General features: G+C 68.7%; 17 protein-coding genes. 6 read left to right on the top strand and 11 right to left on the bottom strand.

Features of this window, described 5'->3' with window-relative positions:
- Window positions 1–85: 85 nt before the first annotated feature.
- Complete coding sequence (locus tag OG452_RS23260) at window positions 86–382, top strand: helix-turn-helix domain-containing protein (protein WP_327297523.1); 297 nt, start codon at window positions 86–88, stop codon at window positions 380–382.
- A gap of 203 nt (window positions 383–585) precedes the next feature.
- Here OG452_RS23260 and OG452_RS23255 read toward each other — a convergent pair whose 3' ends face one another.
- From OG452_RS23255 to OG452_RS23240, 4 genes are all read right to left on the bottom strand, one after another.
- A complete protein-coding gene (locus OG452_RS23255) occupies window positions 586–1,368 on the bottom strand; it encodes a M48 family metallopeptidase (RefSeq protein ID WP_327297522.1) in 783 nt (260 codons plus the stop codon).
- Between the two features lie 5 nt (window positions 1,369–1,373).
- Complete coding sequence (locus OG452_RS23250) at window positions 1,374–4,937, bottom strand: type I restriction endonuclease subunit R (protein WP_327297521.1); 3,564 nt, start codon at window positions 4,935–4,937, stop codon at window positions 1,374–1,376.
- 115 nt (window positions 4,938–5,052) lie between these two features.
- The gene (locus tag OG452_RS23245) at window positions 5,053–5,427 is read right to left on the bottom strand and encodes a hypothetical protein (RefSeq protein ID WP_327297520.1); all 375 of its coding nucleotides are present in this window, start codon (window positions 5,425–5,427) and stop codon (window positions 5,053–5,055) included.
- Window positions 5,424–5,738, bottom strand: coding sequence for a hypothetical protein (locus tag OG452_RS23240; RefSeq protein ID WP_327297519.1), 315 nt, complete (start codon window positions 5,736–5,738; stop codon window positions 5,424–5,426). Before OG452_RS23240 ends, OG452_RS23245 begins: the two co-directional genes overlap by 4 nt.
- Window positions 5,739–5,940: 202 nt before the next feature.
- Between OG452_RS23240 and OG452_RS23235 the strand changes: the two genes are divergently transcribed.
- Window positions 5,941–7,290, top strand: a complete 1,350-nt coding sequence (locus tag OG452_RS23235; protein ID WP_327297518.1) for a tetratricopeptide repeat protein — start codon at window positions 5,941–5,943, stop codon at window positions 7,288–7,290.
- A gap of 55 nt (window positions 7,291–7,345) precedes the next feature.
- Here the strand turns inward: OG452_RS23235 and OG452_RS23230 are convergent, their stop codons facing one another.
- The 7 genes from OG452_RS23230 to OG452_RS23200 all read right to left on the bottom strand — a co-directional run bounded on the left by OG452_RS23230 (window position 7,346) and on the right by OG452_RS23200 (window position 17,491).
- Window positions 7,346–8,476: a restriction endonuclease subunit S gene (locus tag OG452_RS23230; protein WP_327297517.1), complete on the bottom strand. Its 1,131-nt coding sequence runs from the start codon at window positions 8,474–8,476 to the stop codon at window positions 7,346–7,348.
- Window positions 8,466–11,099 (bottom strand): type I restriction-modification system subunit M, encoded by a 2,634-nt coding sequence (locus tag OG452_RS23225; RefSeq protein ID WP_327297516.1) that lies wholly within the window; start codon window positions 11,097–11,099, stop codon window positions 8,466–8,468. Before OG452_RS23225 ends, OG452_RS23230 begins: the two co-directional genes overlap by 11 nt.
- A 67-nt stretch (window positions 11,100–11,166) precedes the next feature.
- Window positions 11,167–11,853, bottom strand: a complete 687-nt coding sequence (locus OG452_RS23220) for an RloB family protein (RefSeq protein ID WP_327297515.1) — start codon at window positions 11,851–11,853, stop codon at window positions 11,167–11,169.
- Complete coding sequence (locus OG452_RS23215) at window positions 11,853–13,109, bottom strand: AAA family ATPase (RefSeq protein WP_327297514.1); 1,257 nt, start codon at window positions 13,107–13,109, stop codon at window positions 11,853–11,855. Before OG452_RS23215 ends, OG452_RS23220 begins: the two co-directional genes overlap by 1 nt.
- A 118-nt stretch (window positions 13,110–13,227) precedes the next feature.
- Window positions 13,228–14,910, bottom strand: coding sequence for a thiamine pyrophosphate-binding protein (locus OG452_RS23210; protein ID WP_327297513.1), 1,683 nt, complete (start codon window positions 14,908–14,910; stop codon window positions 13,228–13,230).
- Window positions 14,907–15,875: an agmatinase gene (speB, locus tag OG452_RS23205; RefSeq protein WP_327297512.1), complete on the bottom strand. Its 969-nt coding sequence runs from the start codon at window positions 15,873–15,875 to the stop codon at window positions 14,907–14,909. Before speB ends, OG452_RS23210 begins: the two co-directional genes overlap by 4 nt.
- A gap of 107 nt (window positions 15,876–15,982) precedes the next feature.
- Window positions 15,983–17,491 (bottom strand): sodium:solute symporter, encoded by a 1,509-nt coding sequence (locus OG452_RS23200; RefSeq protein ID WP_327297511.1) that lies wholly within the window; start codon window positions 17,489–17,491, stop codon window positions 15,983–15,985.
- Between the two features lie 129 nt (window positions 17,492–17,620).
- Here OG452_RS23200 and OG452_RS23195 point away from each other — a divergent pair, with 129 nt between their 5' ends.
- The 4 genes from OG452_RS23195 (at window position 17,621) to OG452_RS23180 (ending at window position 21,153) form a co-directional block, all read left to right on the top strand.
- Entirely contained in the window at window positions 17,621–19,108 is a 1,488-nt protein-coding gene (locus tag OG452_RS23195; RefSeq protein ID WP_327297510.1) for a PucR family transcriptional regulator, read from the top strand.
- Window positions 19,109–19,179: 71 nt separating this feature from the next.
- Window positions 19,180–19,419: a CopG family transcriptional regulator gene (locus OG452_RS23190; RefSeq protein ID WP_327297509.1), complete on the top strand. Its 240-nt coding sequence runs from the start codon at window positions 19,180–19,182 to the stop codon at window positions 19,417–19,419.
- Window positions 19,416–19,850 carry a PIN domain-containing protein gene (locus tag OG452_RS23185; protein WP_327297508.1) on the top strand — a complete coding sequence of 145 codons (435 nt, stop codon included), beginning with the start codon at window positions 19,416–19,418 and terminating at the stop codon, window positions 19,848–19,850. Before OG452_RS23190 ends, OG452_RS23185 begins: the two co-directional genes overlap by 4 nt.
- A 286-nt stretch (window positions 19,851–20,136) precedes the next feature.
- Window positions 20,137–21,153 (top strand): hypothetical protein, encoded by a 1,017-nt coding sequence (locus tag OG452_RS23180; protein ID WP_327297507.1) that lies wholly within the window; start codon window positions 20,137–20,139, stop codon window positions 21,151–21,153.
- Window positions 21,154–21,203: the final 50 nt, after the last annotated feature.

Here is a 21,203-nt window from a genome sequence, read left to right as displayed (position 1 = left end):
GGGGTGCCGGTCTGCGGACCTAGGACCTGCGGGAGGGCGGGGGCGAAAGCCGTGCGAGGAATCGTTGCGGTGGCCGCCCGGCCGGGTGAGAGAACTCCGTCTGCGACACCCGCCCGGCGCACGGCGCGAGGAACTCAAACTGGCCCGGGACATGGGCCAGGCGGTCCACGACCGGCGGGCCGGGCTGGGGATCTCACAGGTCGAGCTGGGCCGGCGGGCCGGGATGACGCAGCCGCAGATCTCCGAACTGGAGCTGAGCGGTACGGTCCCGACGCTTCCGCTGCTCGCCCGCCTGGCGCGGGCGCTGGACACGTCGCTCCAGCTGGAGCTGGTCGACGACGTCTCCAACGTCGGGTTCAGGGCGCACACGCCCGCCGCCTGAGCGGTGCAGCGGGCCGGGCCTCCGCCCGGGGTGCTGGGGCGCCCCCGCCCGGAGTGCGAGCGCGCCCCAGCCCGGGCGCATCACCGCACCTCAGCCCAGATGCGTCGGCGCGAACATCTTCAGCACCGCAGGCAGCACGACCACCGAAGGGCCCGGCTCCGCGAGGGCCTTGGCCAGGTCATCGGTCAGCGTCTCCGGGCGCATCAACGGATCTCGCCCATCCACATACGCCGCCCCATTTCGTCGAGATCCGCCCGACGATCCTCGTACTCGGGTAGCCCAAGTTTCACGAGCCGCCAGAAGTCGTCGCGGTGACCGGACACCTTCACATGGGCCAGCTCGTGCGCGATGACGTAGTCGATCAGGTGCATGGGCAGTTGGAAGAGCGGCCATCCCAGACTCATCAGACCCTTGCCGCCCGGCTCTCCCTGTGGCGGCCGGTACGAACCCCACCGGTCGCCCAGGTCTCGCACGTCGAGCTCTGGTTCGGCCACGCCCATCCTCGCGGCCCAGGGCTGGAGCCGCTGCACCGTCCAGGACCTTCCCGCCCGGCAGTACCAGTCGACGAGCGCGGCCCGCCCCATCCGAGGGTCCGCTGCCGTCTCCCTGCCCATCACGAGGCGCCCGGCGATCAGCCGGACTCGCCCGCCTGCCGACTCCTCCTCTCCGGAAACAGCCAGACGGTACGTCCGCCCCAGGTAGCGGAAGACCTCCCCGTCGGCGAGCTGCTTGGCGGGACTGAGCGGGCGCGTGCGCTCCCGCTCCTGCTGTTTGGTGAGCAGCCAGGCCCGATGGGCTCGTACGAACTGCTCCGCGTCGGAGGCAGAACACCCGGAAGGGGCGTGCAGGGTGAGGGTCGCATCGGGCTCGACGGTCAGCGCGAAGCGCTTCCGGCGCGTGCTCGTACGGACCCGCAGCGCCAACCCGTCCACAGTGATCAGGTCATCGGGGCCGGAGGAGGTCGAGAGGTCGGCGAGCGCGGTCACGCGCCCTATTCTCCCCTTGCCCTGCCCCGGAACTGCCGCTGGTTGTTCTGAGCGAAGGCAGCGAGTCGCTCGGCGACGCTGTCGACCGGCGCCCAGTCGGCGCCGACGGGCCGCACACCGCCCCCGAGCAGAGCGCCGTGGATGACGCTGGCCAACGTGCTGAGGTCCTGGCTCTGGCCCTGATATGAAGCCTTGGCCATGGTGACGGTGGCGACGTCACAGACAGCGCCCGTGAGCTGCCTGATGTCACCGCCGTCGGTGAGCCGGACTCCCTCTGTCTCGCCCAAGGTCTGCTCCAGGAGCCGGAACACCTTCTGCTCGATCGGACTCAGGCCCGCGAGCTCCGGAGTCTCCTCCTGTTGCTCCCTGGCCTTCGCGATCAGCGGACCGAACGCGGCGACCTGATCGTCGAAGCGACCGGGCATCGTCCGCAGGATCTCCTCAAGGCGTGCCGAGAGTTGTGTGTACTTCGCAGGGTCCTCATGCCGGGTCCGCTCCTCCAGGTGGAAGCGGAGTGCATGGCCCATCTCGGCCGCGGCCTCCTCCGGAGGCAGCCGCCGGACGGCGTCGTCGAAGGTGAGCGCGGTGAGTGAGACGGGCGGGATGACCTGGTCGATCTCCGGACCCTCCAGATGGTCCGCGATCATTGCCTGGACCTTGCGGCCGTAGCGGCGCAGCGTGAACGTTCCGCCCCCGGCGTCCCGGAACAGGCGTCGTACCCGCTTCTGGAGCAGGCCCCAGCGCCTTGCGTCGGCCACGTAGTCAAGAGCCGCCTCATGCGGAAGGGCGCGCTCCAGGACAGCGAGGAACTCGTTCAGCTTCCCGTCGAAGTCGAGGCGCAGTTCCTCGGACTGCAGCGCAAGCGCCGCAGGGCCCAGCTTGGCGAGCTGGTCGAGTGCCGCGTCATCGATGCCGTTGCTGCGCAGGAAGCCGCGGACTTCATCAGCGGCGGGTCGGAGCTTCTTCACCTCGTCCGACAGCGGGCGCATCGTGTCGTCGACATCGACGTTCCGGTACCCGGCGAGGGCGCTGGAGAGGTGCTCGAAGACGCCGTAGTAGTCAACGACGTAACCGACCTTCTTGCCCGGTGAAGTCCGGTTGACCCGGGCGACAGCCTGGAGCAGCTCGGCGTCCCGGATCGGCCGGTCCAGGTAGAGAACCTGCTCACGTGGAGCATCGAATCCCGTAAGCAGCATGGACTTCACGATCAGGAAGGCGATGGGGCTCTCTGGATGCACCGGGTCGGGCACCGAGGCGGGAAGCGGCGGCAGCTCGGCGTCGGACGTGGCGGACCACGGATTCGAAAGATCCGGTGCATCGGTCGGCGGTGCGGGCTGGGGCGGCGGGTTGAAGGGCGTCACCGCCACCCATTCCTCGTCGGGCGCCAGAGCGGGGAAGGCCTTCTGGAAGCGCCCGGTGTACGCCTCCTGCCGCCCGGAGTCCGTCCACTCCCGCCACTCGCCACGCTTGCTCCCGGCCCCCGGTGAGATGACCGGTACGAAATCGATCCGGCGCAGCAACGCCCGGAACTGGTACGCCTGATGGAGATAGCGCAGCTTCTTGGTCAGCTTCTCCGGCGGAGTCCCGGTCACCGACTCCGGGTCGAAGGTCGCGAGTTCGGCAAGGAGCTCGTCCCGGGCATTGCGCAGTGCTCGGTGATACCGCACGGCCGCCTTTCGGCTGACGGCCGCGACCTGTGCCTTGAACCCGCCGGGCAGGACCGTGGTGACCCAGTGCTCCAGTATGTCCGCGGCTTTCGCCTCGATCATCGGGATGGATTCGGCGACGTCCCGATCCGTGGGCCACTTGCGCAGGAGCCGGTCCTTCTCCTCCCGGGTGCGGTCCCGGACCAGGTCATCGAACTGCCTGTCGAGGGTCTCCCCCTCGATGACCGCGCCCTCACCGGTCCGGCCCTCGTAGCGGATACGTACGACGACGCCGTCGTGCTCGGCGTCCTCCATCCGGTACTCGTCGAGGAAGCCGCGCTCGGAGTCACCGCGCCCGAAGATCCGGCGGGTGTCCGACTCGCGCCCGGTGATGATCGGCGTGCCCGTGAACCCGATCTTCGCGGCGTTCGGGATCGCCTTGCGCAGGGCTGAGTGCAGAACGCTGGTGTGCGAGCGGTGCGCCTCGTCGATGAGGACGAGGATGTCGGGCGAGGGATTGCACTCGGAGAAGACCGGTACCGGACCGGCGACTTCCTCGGCCTCCTGCTCCTGGGACTCCTCCCCCGCCACGAGATCCCGGTCGTCCCCGCTGCCTTCGGCGTCTCCGGCGAAGGTGAACCCGGTTCCGTACTTCTGAATCATCCCGAAGACGACGCGCCGCCCGCCGTCCCGCAGCAGGCCCTCCATCTGCGTACGGGTCTTCGCCGTCTCCACATCGGACTCACTGAGCTTCAGCGTCCGCGAGAGCTGGGTCTGCAACTGGGTGCGGTCGGTGACCACGACCACCATGAACTCGCTGAGCCGGTGGTGCAGATGGACCCGTCGCACCAGGAAGGTCATGGTGAGGGACTTGCCGGAGCCCTGGGTGTGCCAGATGACGCCACCACGCTCGTCCTCGGTGCCCTCCCCGGCGCGCAGCCGCCCCGTCAGCAGCCTGCGCACGGCCTTCTCGGTGGCCCGGTACTGCTGGTGCCGGGCGACGGCTTTCACGGTGCGGGCGGCTCCGCCGGCCGACTCGGACTCAACGGTCATCGGGATCACGTAGTGCCGTACGACGTTGAGCAGCCCCGCCGGCCGCAGCACCACGCCGACGAGCTTCTGCTGCTCGCTGAGGGGCCGCTTGGGGTCGGCTCCGTCGGCGAGTAGCCCGGCGGTACGCAGCTCGCGCCGCAGGGCACTCTCGTTCTCCGGCTCGACACTCCGCCACGGGTGGAAGTGTTCGGGCTCGGAGGTGACGGTGCCCAGGTGGGCGGTCTCGCCGGTCGCGGCGACGAGAAGCTGGACGGTACGGAATAACTCCGGCACGCCTGCGGGTGGTTGAGGATCGTCGAGGTCCTCCACCGGGAGCCCCGCGTAGTACCGCAGGTCGAGCACGGCGCTGCGGACGGGCTCGGCGAGGTCGGGGCTCTTGCACTCGACGGCGGCGAGGGGGATGCCGTTCACGAAGAGGACGACGTCGAGTATGGACAGCTCGCCCGAGCGGTCACGTACGCGGAGCTGGTCGACGACGGTGAAGGTGTTCAGCGTGAGGCGGTCGGGGTGCCACTCGATGTACTGGACGGTGGCGGAGGCGCCGCCGTGTGCGGCGGAGGGGGTAGGGAGCGTCCAGCCGTGGAGGAGCAGTTGGGTGGCGGCGAGGTTGGCGGCGACGACGCCCTTGCCCAGGGAGACGGAGGCGAGTTCCTGAACCGACCGCCGGATGTCACCGGCGTCCATCCAGGGCTGCCCGTCACTGCCCCGGACGTTGATCCGGTGGAGGGTGGGCCCGAGTTGGTCGACGAGCAGGGGCATGTCGGCGTCGAGGGTGTCCAGCTCACCGCCTGGGACGTGGGTCCACCCCATGGCTTCCAGCTGTGCGACGAGAGGCCGCTCCACCTCGTCCCGCTCGACCTGCACCACCACTGCCCCGCGCCTCTCGCCGTACGCCTCTGTGTTCCCCGGAGATCCATTCTGCGCCTTGGGGGCGGAGAGCGGGAGGGGAACAGGGAGAGGGCACGTGGGGGTGGGGCAGGTCGGGTCAGTCGCCGGGGTGCTCCCCGGGATGCTCGTCGTCGGGCACCTCTGGCATCTCGGGCACCTCGGGTACGGGGAGCCGGCCGCCCCGGCTGCGGGCGATGCGGTGGATGTCGTGGAGGGACTCGGTCAGCCGGGCGGCGAGGAAGCGTAGCTGGTGGGCGGTGGCCTGGTGGTCGCCGAGGAGGTCGGCGGCGTGGTCGAGGAGGTCGTCGGCCATGCCGAGCTGGACGGACTCGATGTTGTCGGCAACGCGGGTGATGTGGCTGGTGGAGATTCCGTCGGCGTCGCCGAGGAGGTAGCAGGGGTCGCCGTTGAGGTTCGCCCAGGGAAGGAGGCGGGCGTTCGTGCCGGTCGGGTTCCGGCTCTGATACATCATGCGGCGACCTCGATCCCGTGAATCCAGCGCGGCCCGACATCGACACCGTGCACAGCAAACCAGAGGGCGCGGCGACGGGCGCGTTGCTGCTGGGCGTGCGCGCGTTGCTCGCGTTCGTGGGCGAGGAGGTAGGGGCGAACGAGGAGGGTGTCCTCGCCTCCGAGGGGCGTGGCGTACGGGGAGGGGCGTCGGGTGGTGGCCCCGGCGGGGGCGAGCGACGGCCTTGGCACCCCGCGCTGCCGATGTCGCCCGGAGGCCGGCCAGAGGAACCGCAACAGCGTTGCGAAGAGGCGGCCGATAGGGTTCAACACGTCAGCAACTCCCTGAAGTTGGTGGCCATGCCCCGGGCCGTCGCATCGGTCGCGGGGTCTTCGTTTCGGCCGAGATCGTTTGGATCCCGCGCAATATGTAACCGCTCGGGCACCCTCCGCAGGTACCGTTGAAGGGCGGGGGGACCGTGAACACCGTGAACGCCGCCGCCGAAAGCCACGGAAGCTGCCGGGAGTTGAGGACATGGCACGCAAACGCACACCCAACCCAGCTCTGGACTACCTGCTCGACCAGGCGCGATGGACTCGGACGCAGCTTGCGCAGCAGGTAAATCACCTTGGCCCTCAGGCGGGACTCAACCTGACGTACGACCGCACGGCAGTCGCGCACTGGATCGCAGGCGTCCAGCCAAAACCTGAGGTCAGGGCCCTGATCGTCGAAGCCCTCTCCGCACGGCTCGGCAGGCCGGTCACACACGCGGAAGCCGGGCTCGTATGCACTACGTCAATCGGCGAGGATCAACATGGCGACACTGTCGAGGAGCTGATCGACCTCGGAAGGGCAACAATGGATCCGTCCCGCCGCAGCCTGCTGGCCGCCACCGTCTTCTCCGCCGCCCTATCGGTCCCCGCATTCGCATTCCCTGCCCAAGGGGCGGACCAGCCCGTCACTCCCGGCAAGAGGACGGTTCGAGTCGGCGCCTCCCAGGTCCAGTCAATTCGCACCATGACTGACCGCATCGCGGACATCCTCGACGAGCTCGGAGCCGGGCACGCCATGCCCATGGCTTCTGCCTTCCTCGTCAACACGGTCGGCCCCTGGCTCCAGGCCCAGGCGACCGAATCCGTACGCAAAGAGATGCTGGCGGCCGCCTCCGACCTCACCTACCTGACCGGCTGGATGGCGATGTACGAGAAGGCTCACGGACTGGGGCAGCGTTACTACGTCCAGGCCCTCGGCTTGGCCCGCGAGGCAGAGGACCGCGTCACCTATAGCAGGACCCTGCGCGGTATGTCCCTCCAAGCGTCCAACCTGAGACATGGCCCCAAGGCGCTGGAACTCGCCAACTCAGCAGCGGAAGCAGCTCCTTCAGGAGGCCCCCGACTTGTCGCGTTCCTTCGCGGCCAGCAAGCGCATTCCGCGTCCATGGTCGGCCTGAAGGACCAAGCACACACTCGGCTCAGGGAGGCCGAAGAAGCGCTGTCAAAGGCAGACAACCGTAGGAATGCAATCGGCGGCTACGACCAGACCGCCTACCTCTTCCATGTTTCGCATGTCCTGTACGAGGAGCAGGACTTCGAAGGATCCATCAAGACTCTGAAGCAGTCCATCCGACTCCAGCCCAAGCAGGAACGCCAAGGGCGTGTACACGCGTACGCGGTCCTGGCACAACGCCAATTGCGCCTGGGGCACCTCGAAGCGGCCTGCGAGAGCTGGTCACGTTTCCTGGACGAGTACGAGCACGTCTCGACGAACCGAGGCGACGGCCACTTCCGGACCATGCGCACAGAACTTCGCCGACACTCCACAGCCCGACCAGTCCGCGAACTCGCGGACCGCATCCGAGAAGTGAACATGGCGAAGGCAGCATAAGCACCTCGCTTCATCCCGCCCGCATCTCACGGTGATGGCAGGATCAGTATCACCCTTACAAAGCGGCAACCCGCCCGGACAACAGGTCATCCACCACACCCTGCTTAAGGGTGCGCAACTTGGCAATCTCACCCCGCAGTGTAGTCGAATTCTCTGCATGAGCTCGCACCAAAGCGACCACCTTCTGTTGCCTCACTGGATCCGGGAAGGACGCAGGGAGCCTATGGACCACATTTCTATTAAGGGTAGGAACTGATGTTGCGGCATCGTACCGCTCCAGACGCATCGCCCTCATATAAATGGCAACGAAATACGGATCGTTTCCCTTGAAATCGGTAACCCACAAGCTCGTGTCATGAGGCCAGTAATTACCCTCAACATAATAGACGCCTCCAAGTTTCCCCTTCCGCCCAGTGACGACCCCAGGCCCTCTAACTTTTGGAACGTCGTGAAAGCTAGAAATGCCAGACGATGAAACGACTGGCACCTCTCCAGGGCGCTGTTCGGCCACTGTGATGTCAAAACCACGTTGGAGGTGCACAAAGTCTCCGAACTTACCGTGTACCCACTGCCCCCCAGAGTCAGAATCCCACGGATATAGGAAGTTGGACAGCGCCCCATGTTCAACAAATTCTCGCTTTTTACATTCGCGCAAAGTCCATGCAACCTGCATGTCAATCGAATCAAGCACATCGATGATCCGCCGCTGCGATTCAAGCGGCAGGAGAGGGAACCGCAGCGAAGCGAATCGGTCACCCCCCAAGTGCGCGATACTCGTCGTCTGCTTGGCAATCGCAGCGAAGACGCCTGTCGCCAACCAGCGCTCGAAGATGGCTTGGGCATACGCGGGAAAAACTTGAGGCCCCGGCCTGAATCGGACCAGAGTGTTCTGAAAACAGAACTCCCCCTCTGACCGGTCATAAATCGCGCTGCGCCCGACAAGTTCGAGACTTTGACCCTCGTTCAGCAGGATATCTCCGGGCATCAGGCCATACGTCTTACGCTCCTTGCCCGTGAACCCCATCGTGTTCACGTCCGCGTAGTTGATCCGCCCCAGATGAACGTTCGCGACGCGCAAGTAAGGGAACTGCCCGGCAGCATCCCGGCTGGCCGGTGAAAGCTGCTTCCCCATACGGACGTCACCGACATCCCGGACTTCGGGCCACTGGATCTCACTAATTGGCATAACCCAACTCCTTCAGGAACCCATCCAGCTTCCCCGCCGCCAGTTCCCGCCCCGCCCGGATCTCCCTCAACGACACCGCGTACTTCTGCTCCCACGTCTCGTACGAAGCAGCCAACTCCCGCTGCCACCGCACCACGTGGCCCTCCAGCTTGGCCGCCAGGTCGGCCCGGAGCAGGTCCAGCACCACCCGGCGCTCGCCTTCCTCACCCAGCTCGTCCCGCGCCCGGAACAGTCCCGGCGCTTCCTCACCCAGCATGGGCGGGCTGCTCGGGTACGGATAGCGGTGGAAGTCCGCCTCAAGGCGCTTGATGTCCGCGTTCGCCTTCGTCCGCGCCCTCTTCACCTTCGCCAGCCCGGCCGTGATCTCCGCCAGCTGCTCGACGCTGAGGTTGACTCCCTCGGAGCCGGAATCCGAGTCGGACTCGGCCTCCGCCTCTGAGTCACCGTCCCCCTCCGACTCCTCCCCGCCCCCCGTGAGCCTCGCGTTCAGCTCCTTCAGCCGCGCGTCCGCCTCCGCCTTCCGGGCATCCGCTTCCGCCAGCTTCTCCAGGAAGTCCGGAGCGATCGCCGCGACCACCTTGTGGTCGTACGCCTGCCGTCGCTCCGCCGCAGACCGCGTACGCAACTTCCGTGTCCGCGCGTCCTGCTCAGGAGCGAGCATCGTGTCTACGTTCTCGACCCACCCCGCAACGACGCCCTCGAACCCGTTCTCCGACAGAGCCAGGAGGTCGTACTTCGCCTCGTACCACCACCCCGCAACCGCACCAGCCAGCGCATACCGGTCCAGAAGCCCAACCCCGCTCAGCCGCTCCACGAACGACCCCATCAACTGCCCACGCACCGCCATCAGCGCAGCCTTGCGCTCCGATGGTGTCGACGACTCCAGCACCTCCGGCGTCGCCGCAACCGCCTCCAGCCGGCGTGCGGCCTCCGCCTCCCACCACCCGCTGAACTCCGCCCGCAGCGCCTCCTCACGGGGGCGAGCCAGCTCGCCCAGCTCCGGACGGCCGCCCGCCGCCTCACCCCGGAAGTCCACATACTCCGGGTCCGTCGGTTCGCGCTCCACGAACAGGTCGTCGAGCCCGATCCCGTACGAGTCGAGCAGCGGCTTCTTCGCCTCGATCTCCGCGCGCGGGACCCCGCCCATCAGATGCGCCCGCACATCCTGCGGCTCGGGCGGCGGCGTGTTGTCCACGTAGCGCCGGATGTTGAGGTTGTCGTCGTTGGCGGCGAGCTCCTCCCGGCTGACCAGCCGCGAGAACCCCGGCACCTCCCCGTACCCATGGAAGGTCGACACGATCTTCTCTGCATGCTCGGGCAGCAGCACGTTCTGCGCCCGCTCGGCGTGGAACTCCCGGTCCGCGTTGATGAACAGCACCTTGCCCGCTCGCTCCGGGTCCTTCCGGCCCGGCGGGCGGAGCACCAGAATGCAGGCCGGGATGCCCGTCCCGTAGAAGAGGTTCGGAGCGAGGCCGATGACCGCCTCCACCGCGTCCTTGTCCAACAGCTTTGTGCGGATGGCCTGTTCACCGCCACCACGGAACAGCACCCCATGCGGCATCACGGTGATGACCATCCCACCCCGGCCTTCCTGCTTGGCCTCCCACAGCATGTGCTGGAGGAACATCAGGTCGGCCTTGCCGCGCTCGCTCGTCGCCCCGTACTCCGCACGCTCCGTCGCGTGCAGCAGGTCACTCAGCACGTAGTCCATGGAGAACGGCGGATTGCTCAGCACCCCGTCGAACCGGTCCGCGTCCGACCTCGGCACATGCGTCGGCTGCGACAGTGTGTCCCCGGTCGTCAGGTCGAACCGGCGGACCCCGTGCAGGACCATATTCATCGTCGACATGATCCAGGAGCCGCTGTTGGCGTCCTGCCCGGCGAAGAACATCGACGAGGTGTCGCCGCCGTGCTCCTCCACATACTCCGCCGCGTGGATGAGCATGCCGCCCGAGCCGACGCACGGGTCGTAGATCCTCATGCCTTCGGTGGGGGCGAGGAGTTCGACCATCATGCGGACCACGGCGCGCGGGGTGTAGAACTCGCCGCCCTTGCGGCCGGCCGAGTCGGCGAACTCCTTGATCAGGTACTCGTACGCGGCCCCGATCAGGTCCGGGAACTCGAAGTCCTCCGTACGCAGCCGGATGCGCCCGAAATGCGCGATGAGGAGCTTGAGCCGCTGGTCGGCGAGCTTGGCCGCGCCCGTCGCTGCGCCCGATCCGCCGATGCGGTTGAAGTCGAGGTGGTCGAAGAGACCCTTGAGCTTCGTGTTCTGGCCTTCGAGCGCCAGCAGCGCGGGCCGCAGGGTCATCTCGTTGATGTTGTGGGAGGCGGCGGAGACCAGCTGCCACCGGGCCTTCTCCGGAACAAAGAGGACATCGCGCTGGCGGTACGGGGCGGGCTGCTCCAGATAGCCGGGCAGGTCATCGGCGCCGAGCTTCAGCTCTTCGGACGCATACTGCCTGATCCGCTCCCCCGCCGCCTCGAACTCATCGTTGGCCCGCTTCAGGAAGAGCAGCCCGAAGATGTAGTCCTTGTACTCGGAGGCATCCATCGTGCCTCGGAGGATGTCCGCGGCGGCGAACAGATGCCGCTCCAACTGGGCGAGCGTGAGCTTGGCCACGTACGACTCCCTACGACCTGAGATGACGGGCAAACCCTACGGCCGTCCAGGTCCGTACCGAAATCAATCAGTACGTGGAGATCCCGAGACCCCGCTCCACCAAGGCGTACACGTCCGTGTAAGGGTCCCTGTCGATCTTCTGCAGTTGCTCGCCGTGCCGGCCGTTCATCTGCTCCGCGTTCTTCTTCGCCGTCTCGTAGCGGCCGACGATCTGGTGCGGGAGGACAACCTTGGGGTCTTTCGCATCCACGGTGCCCGGCGCGAACGGCAACCGGCCGGCCGCTCCACCGCACACGCCGGAGAACCTGCCGTTGACCACCTGGTAGTGGGCGAGGCGCCACACCTCGAAACACGGGTGCGAGAAGGCAACCTCGATCCCATCATCCTTGGCCTGCTTCATGGCGGCTGCGAGATGCGGGTAGTTGTCGTGGTCGAAGACGCACCAGAACTGGGGTCTGAGGTCGGATTTCAGAGTGACCTTGGCTCGCTTGGCCTCGCGGTCCTTCTCCCGCTTCAGCGCAACCGCCATGTCGACCAGATCGAGCGGCTTACGGTCGCTCTTCAGCTTGCGATTCATGATGTGCATGTCGACCTGCAGGGCCGGGTCCTTCGGGAGGCCGCTCTCCCTGACGATGTCGAGATAGCCCGGCTCGGTCACCTTGCCCTCGGTGAAGATGTAGACCTCGCGCCTGCGCTGCCCGGTCCCCCTCGCCGGACGGGCCAGCGAGTCGTTCCCCCTCCTTGCCCGCGCCATCAGTCCTGCCCCACCTCGTCATATGCGCCCGTCGTCCGTGAAGCGCGCAGCCGCCGGGCGATCTGTCCCTCCAGGAGTGCGGGAACTCCGCCGAACGCCCCGGCCAGATACGACTTGGTCAGGTCCTCGTCCTCGCCGGGGTCCGCGTCTGTCAGCGGGTACAGCTCGCTCGCGCCGTCCTTGTCCTTCTGTGTCAGCCACACCTGGCCCGGCTCCAGGAGCCGCTCGCCGATCGGGGTGGTGAGCATCGTCGCGTCGTGTGACGTGAAGACCAGCTGCGCGCCGTGCGGGTTCGCGTCCGGGTCATGGAAGAGGCGGACAACCTCGGCGGCGAAGCGGGAGTGCAGGCTCGCATCCAGCTCGTCGATGAGCAGCACCGCGCCCTCGTCGAGAGCCAGGAGCAGGGGGCCCAGGAGGGCGAACCAGGAGCGGGTGCCGTAGGACTCCTCATGCCAGTCGAAGGCCACATCCCCGGCGGCCGAACGATGAGTGAGCTTCACCGTGCTTCTGCCCGGTCCGTCGGGAACGATCGCCGCCCCGGAGATGCCCAGGTCCGCGACCTGAAGGAGCGCCTGGATACGGGAGGCCCGCGCGCCCCCGAGCTCACGTGTGGTGAACTCCTCACGCTGCGTCCGCTCGGCCTCCGGGTTGATCGACCAGAGGTTGCGGCGAAACCAGTGGAAGAGTGGCGAGAGCTGCGGGTGGTTGTCCGTGCCGGCGGTGGACAGCAGGAGTGCGTTCGGCCTCGTACGGCGTACGAGCTGGGCGCGGTCGCGGACCCGGCCGCCCGGCCACTTGAAGACCTCGACACGGGAGGCGTCGCGGTCGAGCCACTCCTGGCGGCGTCCGCGCGGGTAGCTGTGCAGCCATTCGGCTTCGACACGGGAGGGGCCGAGCTCGAAACCGTACGTCCAGCGCACCGAGTCGATCACGAGATCGGCTTCGAAGAAGGACGGCTCACCCTCGCTCTTCGGGCTCAGGGCGAATGCCTGGCGCGGGATGCCGTCGTAAGAGGCCCAGCGTGCATAGGAGTTGAGGACTGCGTTGCGCATGTCGCCGAGAGCAGCCAGGACGTTCGACTTGCCAGAGGCATTCGCGCCGAAGATGCCGAGCAGGGGGTATACGGCTACGGATCCGCCGCCTGCCAGCTCCAGCTCGGTAGCTGCCCCGTTCTCCTCACCTTCGGGCGCGACGAAGGACAGCTCCTGCTCGTCTCGCAGAGACCGTACGTTCGCGACACGGAACCTCAGCAGCACACCCTCCTCCTCTCCGCGCCCAGGTTATCCGCCGGGTCCGACATCGGCCCGACCGGGAACCCGTACGGCCTCCGGGAAGATATCCCGCACCGGAGGCCGCGGGCAGCCGAATGGGTGATCAGCTGTCGCCCAGATGCGTCGGCGCGAACATCTTCAGCACCGCAGGCAGCACGACCACCGAAGGGCCCGGCTCCGCGAGGGCCTTGGCCAGGTCATCGGTCAGCGTCTCCGGGGACGTACGCAGTGCCGGGACCCCGAAGGACTCGGCCAGGGCCACGAAGTCCGGACGGGTGAGTTCCGTCGCGGTGGCCTCGCCGAAGGCGTCCTCCATGTACTCGCGCAGGATGCCGTAGCCGCCGTCGTCCACGATCAGCCAGGTGACCGGCAGGCCGTACTGGCGGGCCGTCGCCAGTTCGGCGATCGAGTACATCGCACCGCCGTCGCCCGACACCGCGAGGACCGGCGTGGTCGGGTCGGCGACCGCCGCTCCCAGTGCGGCCGGGAAGCCGTAGCCGAGGCCGCCCGCGCCCTGCGCGGAGTGCAGCGCGCCCGGCCAGGCGGACCACGCCCAGTAGGCGAGGATCGTCATGTCCCAGAAGCTGGGTGACGACGCGGGCAGCGCGGCCCTGACCGAGGCCAGGATCCGCTGTTCCCGGTCCAGGTCCTGGCCCGCGATCCGCTCCGCGACCTTGGCGAGGACGGTGCGTACGGAGTCGGCCGCGCCCGGATCGGTGCGCTCCTCCACCGTTTCGAGCAGGGCGGACAGCGCGATCCGGGCGTCGGCGTGGATGCCGAGCGCCGGGTGGTTGGACTCCAGCTTGCCGAGGTCCGCCTCGATCTGGACGACCCGGCCGCGTGGCTTGAACGTGTGGTAGTTCGAGGAGAGTTCGCCCAGCCCGGAGCCGACTACCAGCAGGACGTCCGCCGCCTCCAGGAAGTCCGTGGTGTGCCGGTCCTCCATCCACGACTGGAGCGAGAGCGGGTGCTCCCAGGGGAGAGCGCCCTTCCCGCCGACCGTGCAGACGACCGGGGCGTCGAGCCGTTCGGCGAGCGCGAGCAGCTTGCCGGCCGCGTCGGACCGTACGACACCGCCCCCCGCGATGATCACCGGGCGCTCGGCGTGCGAGAGCAAGTGTGCTGCCACCGCCGTCAGTTCGGGGCGCGGTTCCAGCTCGCGCGGGGTCGCGTCCATCGCGGTGACGGGCGGCAGGGTCGTCGCGGCCAGCAGCACGTCCTGCGGGATCTCCACCCAGACGGGCCCGTGCGGGGCGGTCAGCGCGGACTCCCAGGCCGCCGCGATGGCGGAGGGGATCTGGGACGCGGTGCGCACGGTGTGCACGGACTTCACGATGTCGCGGAACGACGCCTTCTGGTCACGGAGTTCATGCAGGTATCCGTGGCGTCCGCCGCCGAGCCCGGCCGTCGGGACCTGGCTGGAGATCGCGAGCACGGGCGCGCTGGCCGCCGCCGCCTCCTGGAGCGCGGCGAGCGAGGTCAGCGCGCCGGGGCCGGTGGAGAGCAGCAGCGGGGCGACCTCGCCGGTGATCCGGCCGTACGCGTCGGCGGCGAAGCCCGCGTTGTTCTCGACGCGCAGCCCCACGTACGAGAGCGCGGAGCGGCGCAGCGCGTCGAACATGCCGAGCGCGTGCTGGCCGGGGAGGCCGAAGACCGTGGTGGCGCCCAGCCCCTGGAGGGTCTCGACGACCAGGTCGCCGCCGTTGCGCCCTGCCGGAGGGTTCAGCGCGGCGGCGGTCTGCTCAGCGGTGAACCGCGGGGTCTCGTGGTGGTGGTCGTGGGTCACTTCGCCCGCGCCTCGGCAATCTGACGCGACATGATCGTGGTCAGCTCGTACGCCGTGTGGGAGGCGGCTACGGAGGTGATCTCGGCGTGGTCGTACGCCGGCGCGACCTCCACCAGGTCGGCGGAGACCAAGTGGCAGGAGGAGAGCCCGCGGACGATCTCCAGGAGCTCGCGGGAGGTCAGCCCGCCCGCCTCCGGGGTGCCGGTGCCGGGCGCGTGCGCCGGGTCCAGTACGTCGATGTCGATGGAGATGTACAGCGGCCGGTCGCCGATGCGCTGGCGCAGCTGGTCGGTGATCTCGTCCACCCCGCGCCGCATGACGTCGGCCGACGAGACGATGCCGAAGCCCATCTTCGCGTCGTCGTCCAGGTCCTTCTTGCCGTAGAGCGGGCCGCGCGTGCCCACGTGCGAGAGCGCGGACGTGTCGAGGATGCCCTCCTCGACGGCCCGGCGGAACGGCGTGCCGTGGGTGTACTCGGCCCCGAAGTAGGTGTCCCAGGTGTCCAGGTGCGCGTCGAAGTGCAGCAGCGCGACCGGGCCGTGCAGCTTGGCGACCGAGCGCAGCAGCGGCAGCGCGATGGTGTGGTCACCGCCGAGCGTCATCAGCCGGGCGCCGGTGGAGAGCAGGTCGTCGGCGGCGGCCTCGATGGTGTCGACGGCCTCGTTGATGTTGAACGGGTTGGCCGCGATGTCGCCCGCGTCGGCGACCTGGGCCAGCGCGAACGGCGCCGCGTCCTGCGCCGGGTTGTACGGGCGCAGCAGCCGGGACGCCTCGCGGATGGCGTTGCCGCCGAAGCGGGCGCCCGGCCGGTAGGAGACACCGGAGTCGAAGGGCACACCGACGACCGCCACATCGGCCGTGCCGACCTCGTCGAGCCTGGGCAGCCTGGCGAAGGTCGCGGGGCCGGCGTACCGGGGGACGCGGGACGAATCGACGGGGCCGCGCGGCTGTTCGGTGCTGCTCATTGGGGTGCCCTTCTTCTCTGTTTCTCTGTGCTTCTGCGCTTTTGACGCGTTCTCTGTGCTTCTGCGCTTTTGACGTGTCTTCGCTGCGCTTGTGACGCGTCGGAACTTTAGCTGTGGGCCGCTACGGAATCGGCGGCGGAGCCGGGCTCCGAGCCGGGCCCGGCGGCTGCTTCCGCGCCGGATCCGTCACGCCCGGCCAGCCGCTCCCGCCAGGCCGCGAGCACCGCCCTGTCGGTCGGCTTGGTGGCCAGCGAGACGACGACGTACACGACCAGGGAGCAGAGCAGCCCGTAGTAGATCGGCTCGTTGGCGAGGGCGCCGAACTTCACCATCAGGCCCAGCACGACGAGCCCGCCCGCCGCGACGGACGCCAGCGCTCCCTGCACCGTGCCGCGTTTCCACAGCAGACCGCCCAGGATCGGCACCAGCAACCCGCCGACCAGCAGGTTGTACGCGACGGTGAGCGCCTCGACGACGTTGTTCAGCGCGATGGCGATACAGATGACCAGGACGCCCATGACGAGGATGAAGGCCCGGTTGCCGCGCACCTCGTCGTGGTCCTCGCCCTTTGCGCGCCCGCCGCCCCGTATCCCGCGCAGCCGCGACCAGATGTCGTTGTTGGCGACGGTGGCGCAGGCGATCAGCGCCCCGGACGAGGTGGACATCACCGCTGCCAGCGCGGCGGCGAGCACCAGTCCCCGTACGCCTATGGGCAGTTCGTCCTTCACGATGGTGGCGAAGGCGGCGTCGGAGCTCGGCAGCTTCGGGTACATGACCTTGGCGGCCGTCCCGATGACGGCCCCGGCGACCGCGTACACCAGGCAGTACGTACCGGCGACCGTGCCACCGAGCCGGGCGACCTTGTCGCTGCGCGCGGTGAACACCCGCTGCCAGATGTCCTGCCCGATCAGCATGCCGAAGGTGTAGATCAGGACATACGTGAAGATCGTCTCGGCGCCGATGCCCAGCGGGTCGAAGTACGAGGTGGGCAGCTTGGCCTTCATCTCGGAGAAGCCGCCGGCCTTGACGATCGCGATCGGCAGCAGCAGGAGGAGCACGCCGATCGTCTTGACGACGAACTGCACCATGTCGGTGAGGGTGATCGACCACATGCCGCCGAGCGTCGAGTACGCGACGACGATCGCACCGCCGAGAATGATCGCCACGGTCCGGTTCATGTCGAAGAGGACGTCGAAGATCGTGGCGTAGGCGATGGTCGAGGTGACCGCGAGCATCAGCGTGTACGCCCACATGACCACGCCGGAGATGACCCCGGCCCGGCCGCCGTAGCGCAGGTCGAGCATCTCGGAGACGGTGTAGACCTTCAACCGGGCGATGCGCCCGGAGAAGAAGATGCTGAGCGCGAGGAGCCCCAGGCCGATGGTGAAGACCATCCAGGCGCCGGAGAGCCCGTACTGGTACCCGAGGCCCACACCGCCGATGGTGGAGGCGCCGCCGAGCACGATCGCGGCCATGGTGCCGGAGTACATGGCGGGTCCGAGCCTGCGGCCCGCCACCAGGAACTCCGACTTGGACTTGGCGCGGCGCATGCCCCACCAGCCCATGGCGAGCATGCCTGCCAGATAGGCCACGATCACCGCGTAGTCGACTGCCATGCGCGCTCCCTCTTTTCGCGGGGGCCGTTGCACCTCTGCCACCTGCGCCGGACTGCTTTCGAACGTTGACCCTAGGTGGCCTGAAAGCGACGTTGAAGTGTACGTTCTATCCACTGAAACCCTCCCCTGATGGATGGAACATCCATGCCGGACGCCGCCGCTCCACCGACTTCCCCCGTCCAGCTGTCGGCCCTGCTCGCCCGCCGGGACCTCGGGCTGCGCCAGGTCGCGGGCCCTCCGGCGGGGGAAGGCGACGGTGCGGCGGTGCACTGGGTGCACACCAGTGAGATGGCCGACCCGTATCCGTATCTGCTCGGCGGCGAGCTGCTGCTGACCGCCGGGGTGCAGCTCGCCGACGACCCGGACCGGTACGCGGCCCGCGTCGTCGCGGCGGGCGGAGCGGCGCTCGGCTTCGGGCTCGCGCCGGTGTACGACACGGTGCCGGATGCGCTGGCCGCCGCGTGCGACCGCCATGGCCTGCCGCTGGTGGAGGTGCCGACCAGGACCCCGTTCACGGCGGTCGCCCGCGCGGTGTGGGGCCTGATGGCGGAGGCCCGCCACCACGAGCTGCGCCGGGTGACCCAGGCCCAGCAGGGCCTGGCTGCGGCGGCGGCCCGCCCGGATCCGGTACCCGCGGTGCTGCGCCAGCTGGCCACCCGGCTCGGCGGCCGGGCAGTACTGCTCGCCGCGGACGGCACGGTGCTCCAGGCCGCGGGCCGCGAGCCGGAGCCCGGTGCCCGCGAGGCACTGGCGACGCTCGCCCGGGTCGTACGGCCGGGGGCGCAGCCGTACCCCTCCCCCGCACCCGGGGCCGGTCCGGCCGGCCCGCGCCCCGCGCCCGCGTCCGCCACGGACACGGCGGGCTCCGCACATCTCGCGGCATACGCGGTGGCGGGCGGCGAGGGCCTGGTACTCGGCGTGGCCACCACCTCACGCGAACCGGGCGACCACACCATCGCCGGGGTCGCCGTCGTCCTGCTCTCCCTGCTCACCGCGGACCGGCAGGGCGCCGACGAGGCGGCGCGCTCGTCGGCGCTGGTCCGGCTGCTGCTCGGCTCCGCACCCGCCGACGTGGCGCCACTGCTGGGCGCGGGCCCCTGGACGGTGGTGCACGCCCACGGCACGGGGAGCCCGCCCGCGCTGGGCAGCCCACTGGTGGACACGTCGGCCGACCCCGTACGCATCCTGCTGCCCGCCGACCGCGAGGTGACCCGCCACCCCGGCTGGACGCTAGGGCTGAGCGCCCCGGCCGCGCTACGAGACCTCCCGGCGGCCGATGCCCAGGCGGGCCGGGCCCTGCGCCACGCGGAGGCGACCCGGGCCCCGCTGTCCCGGCACGGCGCGACGGGCCTCGCCGCCCTCCTCGACCCGTCCGAGGCCGCGGCCCACGCCCGCACCCTCCTCGCCCCGCTCGGAGACCCGCCGCCCGCGGCGCTGCTCGACACCCTGCGCACCTGGCTTGCGCTGCACGGCAGTTGGGACCGTACGGCGGTGGCGATGAGCATCCACCGGAACACGGTCCGCCAGCGCATCGGCCGCTGCGCGACCCTGCTCGGCTCGGACCTGGACGACATGGACGTACGGACGGAGCTGTGGGTCGCGCTGCGGCGGGGGTGAAGGGGGGCGGGTGGGGTGCGGCGGCACTCCGAGCTCTCACGCCATAGTTATGGCGGAGGTACCATAACCACATGGCACTCAAGAAGACGACGGTGATGGTCGAGGAGGAAGACCTCCGGGCCGTCAAGGAAGCCGCGGAGCGCGAAGGCAAACCCGAAGCGGAGTACTTCCGCGAGGCATTCCACATCGCGGCGCTGAGATCCCGGCGCTGGGATGACGACTGGGACATTCCGAGTCTCGACTTCGGCGGCCCGGTCTCGGCGGAGGACATCGACAAGGCCGTGGGCGATGGGGTGGCGGACAAGCGTTGATCGTCATCGGTGACACCTCGGGCCTGGTGGCCGCCCTCAACACGTCGGATCCCGAACACGAAGCGGCCCGCAAAGCACTGCGGAAAGCATCGACGACGGTGGTGTCCCCTCTCGTCCTCATGGAGATCGAACACATCACAACCCGGAACGTGAACAGGCGCGCAGCGCACTCGGTGAACGACTGGTTGCTCGGGCAGGAGCGCACACTTCGTGTACTCATTCCCGAGGTGTCCGCCGAGACGTTGCGCAAGGCGCGGGGAATCCAGAACCGCTACAGCGCGCTGGTGCTGGATCTCGCTGACGCGGTGAACGTCGTCCTTGCCGAGGCGTATGAGACCGACTGCGTTCTGACTCTGGACCGCCGAGACTTCAGGGCGGTACGACCATTGACCGGTCACCAGGCTTTTCGAGTACTGCCCGATGACCTCTGAAGCAGCGCGGAGGGTCCCTGCAGGAACAGCAGCGCGGCTAGTCCAGCAAGCCTGTTCCCAGCCGGTCCATGTCGGCGGCGGGCACGTTCGCACCGTTGAGGTCCAGCCCTTCTCGGGCGCGCCCGACCTCTCGAAGCAAGGGACCCTGACGCCGCTGTACGGCTCTCAAGTGAGCGAAGTACGCTGCCAGGACTGATCGTTCGAAATCCCCTATCGCAGAGGCCACTCCATGCACTCTCACGTAGGCCCGGCAGGGGATGCCGACTGGACCAAGGCCAAAGGGCCAGTGCGGCGTCCCTTGCAGGCGTCCTCCCCCCCCACCCACGCCAACGACACGGCACAGGCCGCCGCGACCCTGGCGCACCCCACCGCCGCGTCGATGCACGTTCTCCAGCGCAGCGTCGGCAACGCCGGTCTCACCGCCGCTCTGAGCAGAGGGCGAGGCGGCACCACCAGCACGACGGGTGGCAGCGCCCCGACCGTGCAGCGGGCCGGTAGCAGCCGACGGAGCAGTAGGTACTACGACGACGACGGGCCGGAGTACTACCCGGAGCCGCGGGACTACGACCACACGGAAGCGAGCTACATCGACCCGGCTTACCTGGGGAACCAGCCCCGCCGGCGGTACCCCTCCCAGAACAGTGTGATGGGCAACCGCTCGGCGGCCCGTCACTTGCGGGACGCCGGCGTGCACCCTGGCGGCCCTGTGTCCCACCTGCACCTCTCAGCCGCCTACAGCCACGGTGACCCGGTGTACGGCTCACCTCAGCGGTCATCGAACCTGGCCCCCGGGACGGACGGCACGAACCTCTCGCACCGCCGCTGGGAGTACGCCAACTCGGGGCACCAGACACCCATGGTGGATGTGCGTGGAAGCATCCCGCCCTACCAGAGCTCGCGGGTCTCGCGGTATGCCACCCCGGTCGATATGCACGGAATTCCGATCACGCAAGCCGGTATGAGCCGACGGGTCGGCCGAAGCAGTGTCTACCGTGAGATGGATTATTCGATGAGGTCGCCCCATGACCCCTTCGGCAGCGAAGCGTTCACGGCCAGGCTCGATCCCCTCGACCCCCGGACGGCCGCAGAGCGCGAACGGCGGGGAGACCTCCCGCACACCAACGAAATCCGCAGGCAGGCGCAGTACGCCGCGGCGCGTCAGGTGGTTTCGGGACTGGATGCCGGTGTCGTTCCGGAGTACGACGACTGGGAGCGGGAGCGTCTGAGGGGGCGGCGTTCGCGCAGTTCGCGCAGCCCTTCCCTGAGCCCGGCCCGACGGTCGTATTTCCGGGGCCGTGACTGACAAGGCCGTCACACCTCGGCCGGTCCGCTCACGGCCCAACGGCCGCGCGC

It is taken from the genome of Streptomyces sp. NBC_01197, from assembly GCF_036010505.1.
Taxonomy (GTDB): Bacteria; Actinomycetota; Actinomycetes; order Streptomycetales; family Streptomycetaceae; genus Streptomyces.
This window is presented reverse-complemented; position numbering and strand designations above follow the sequence as displayed.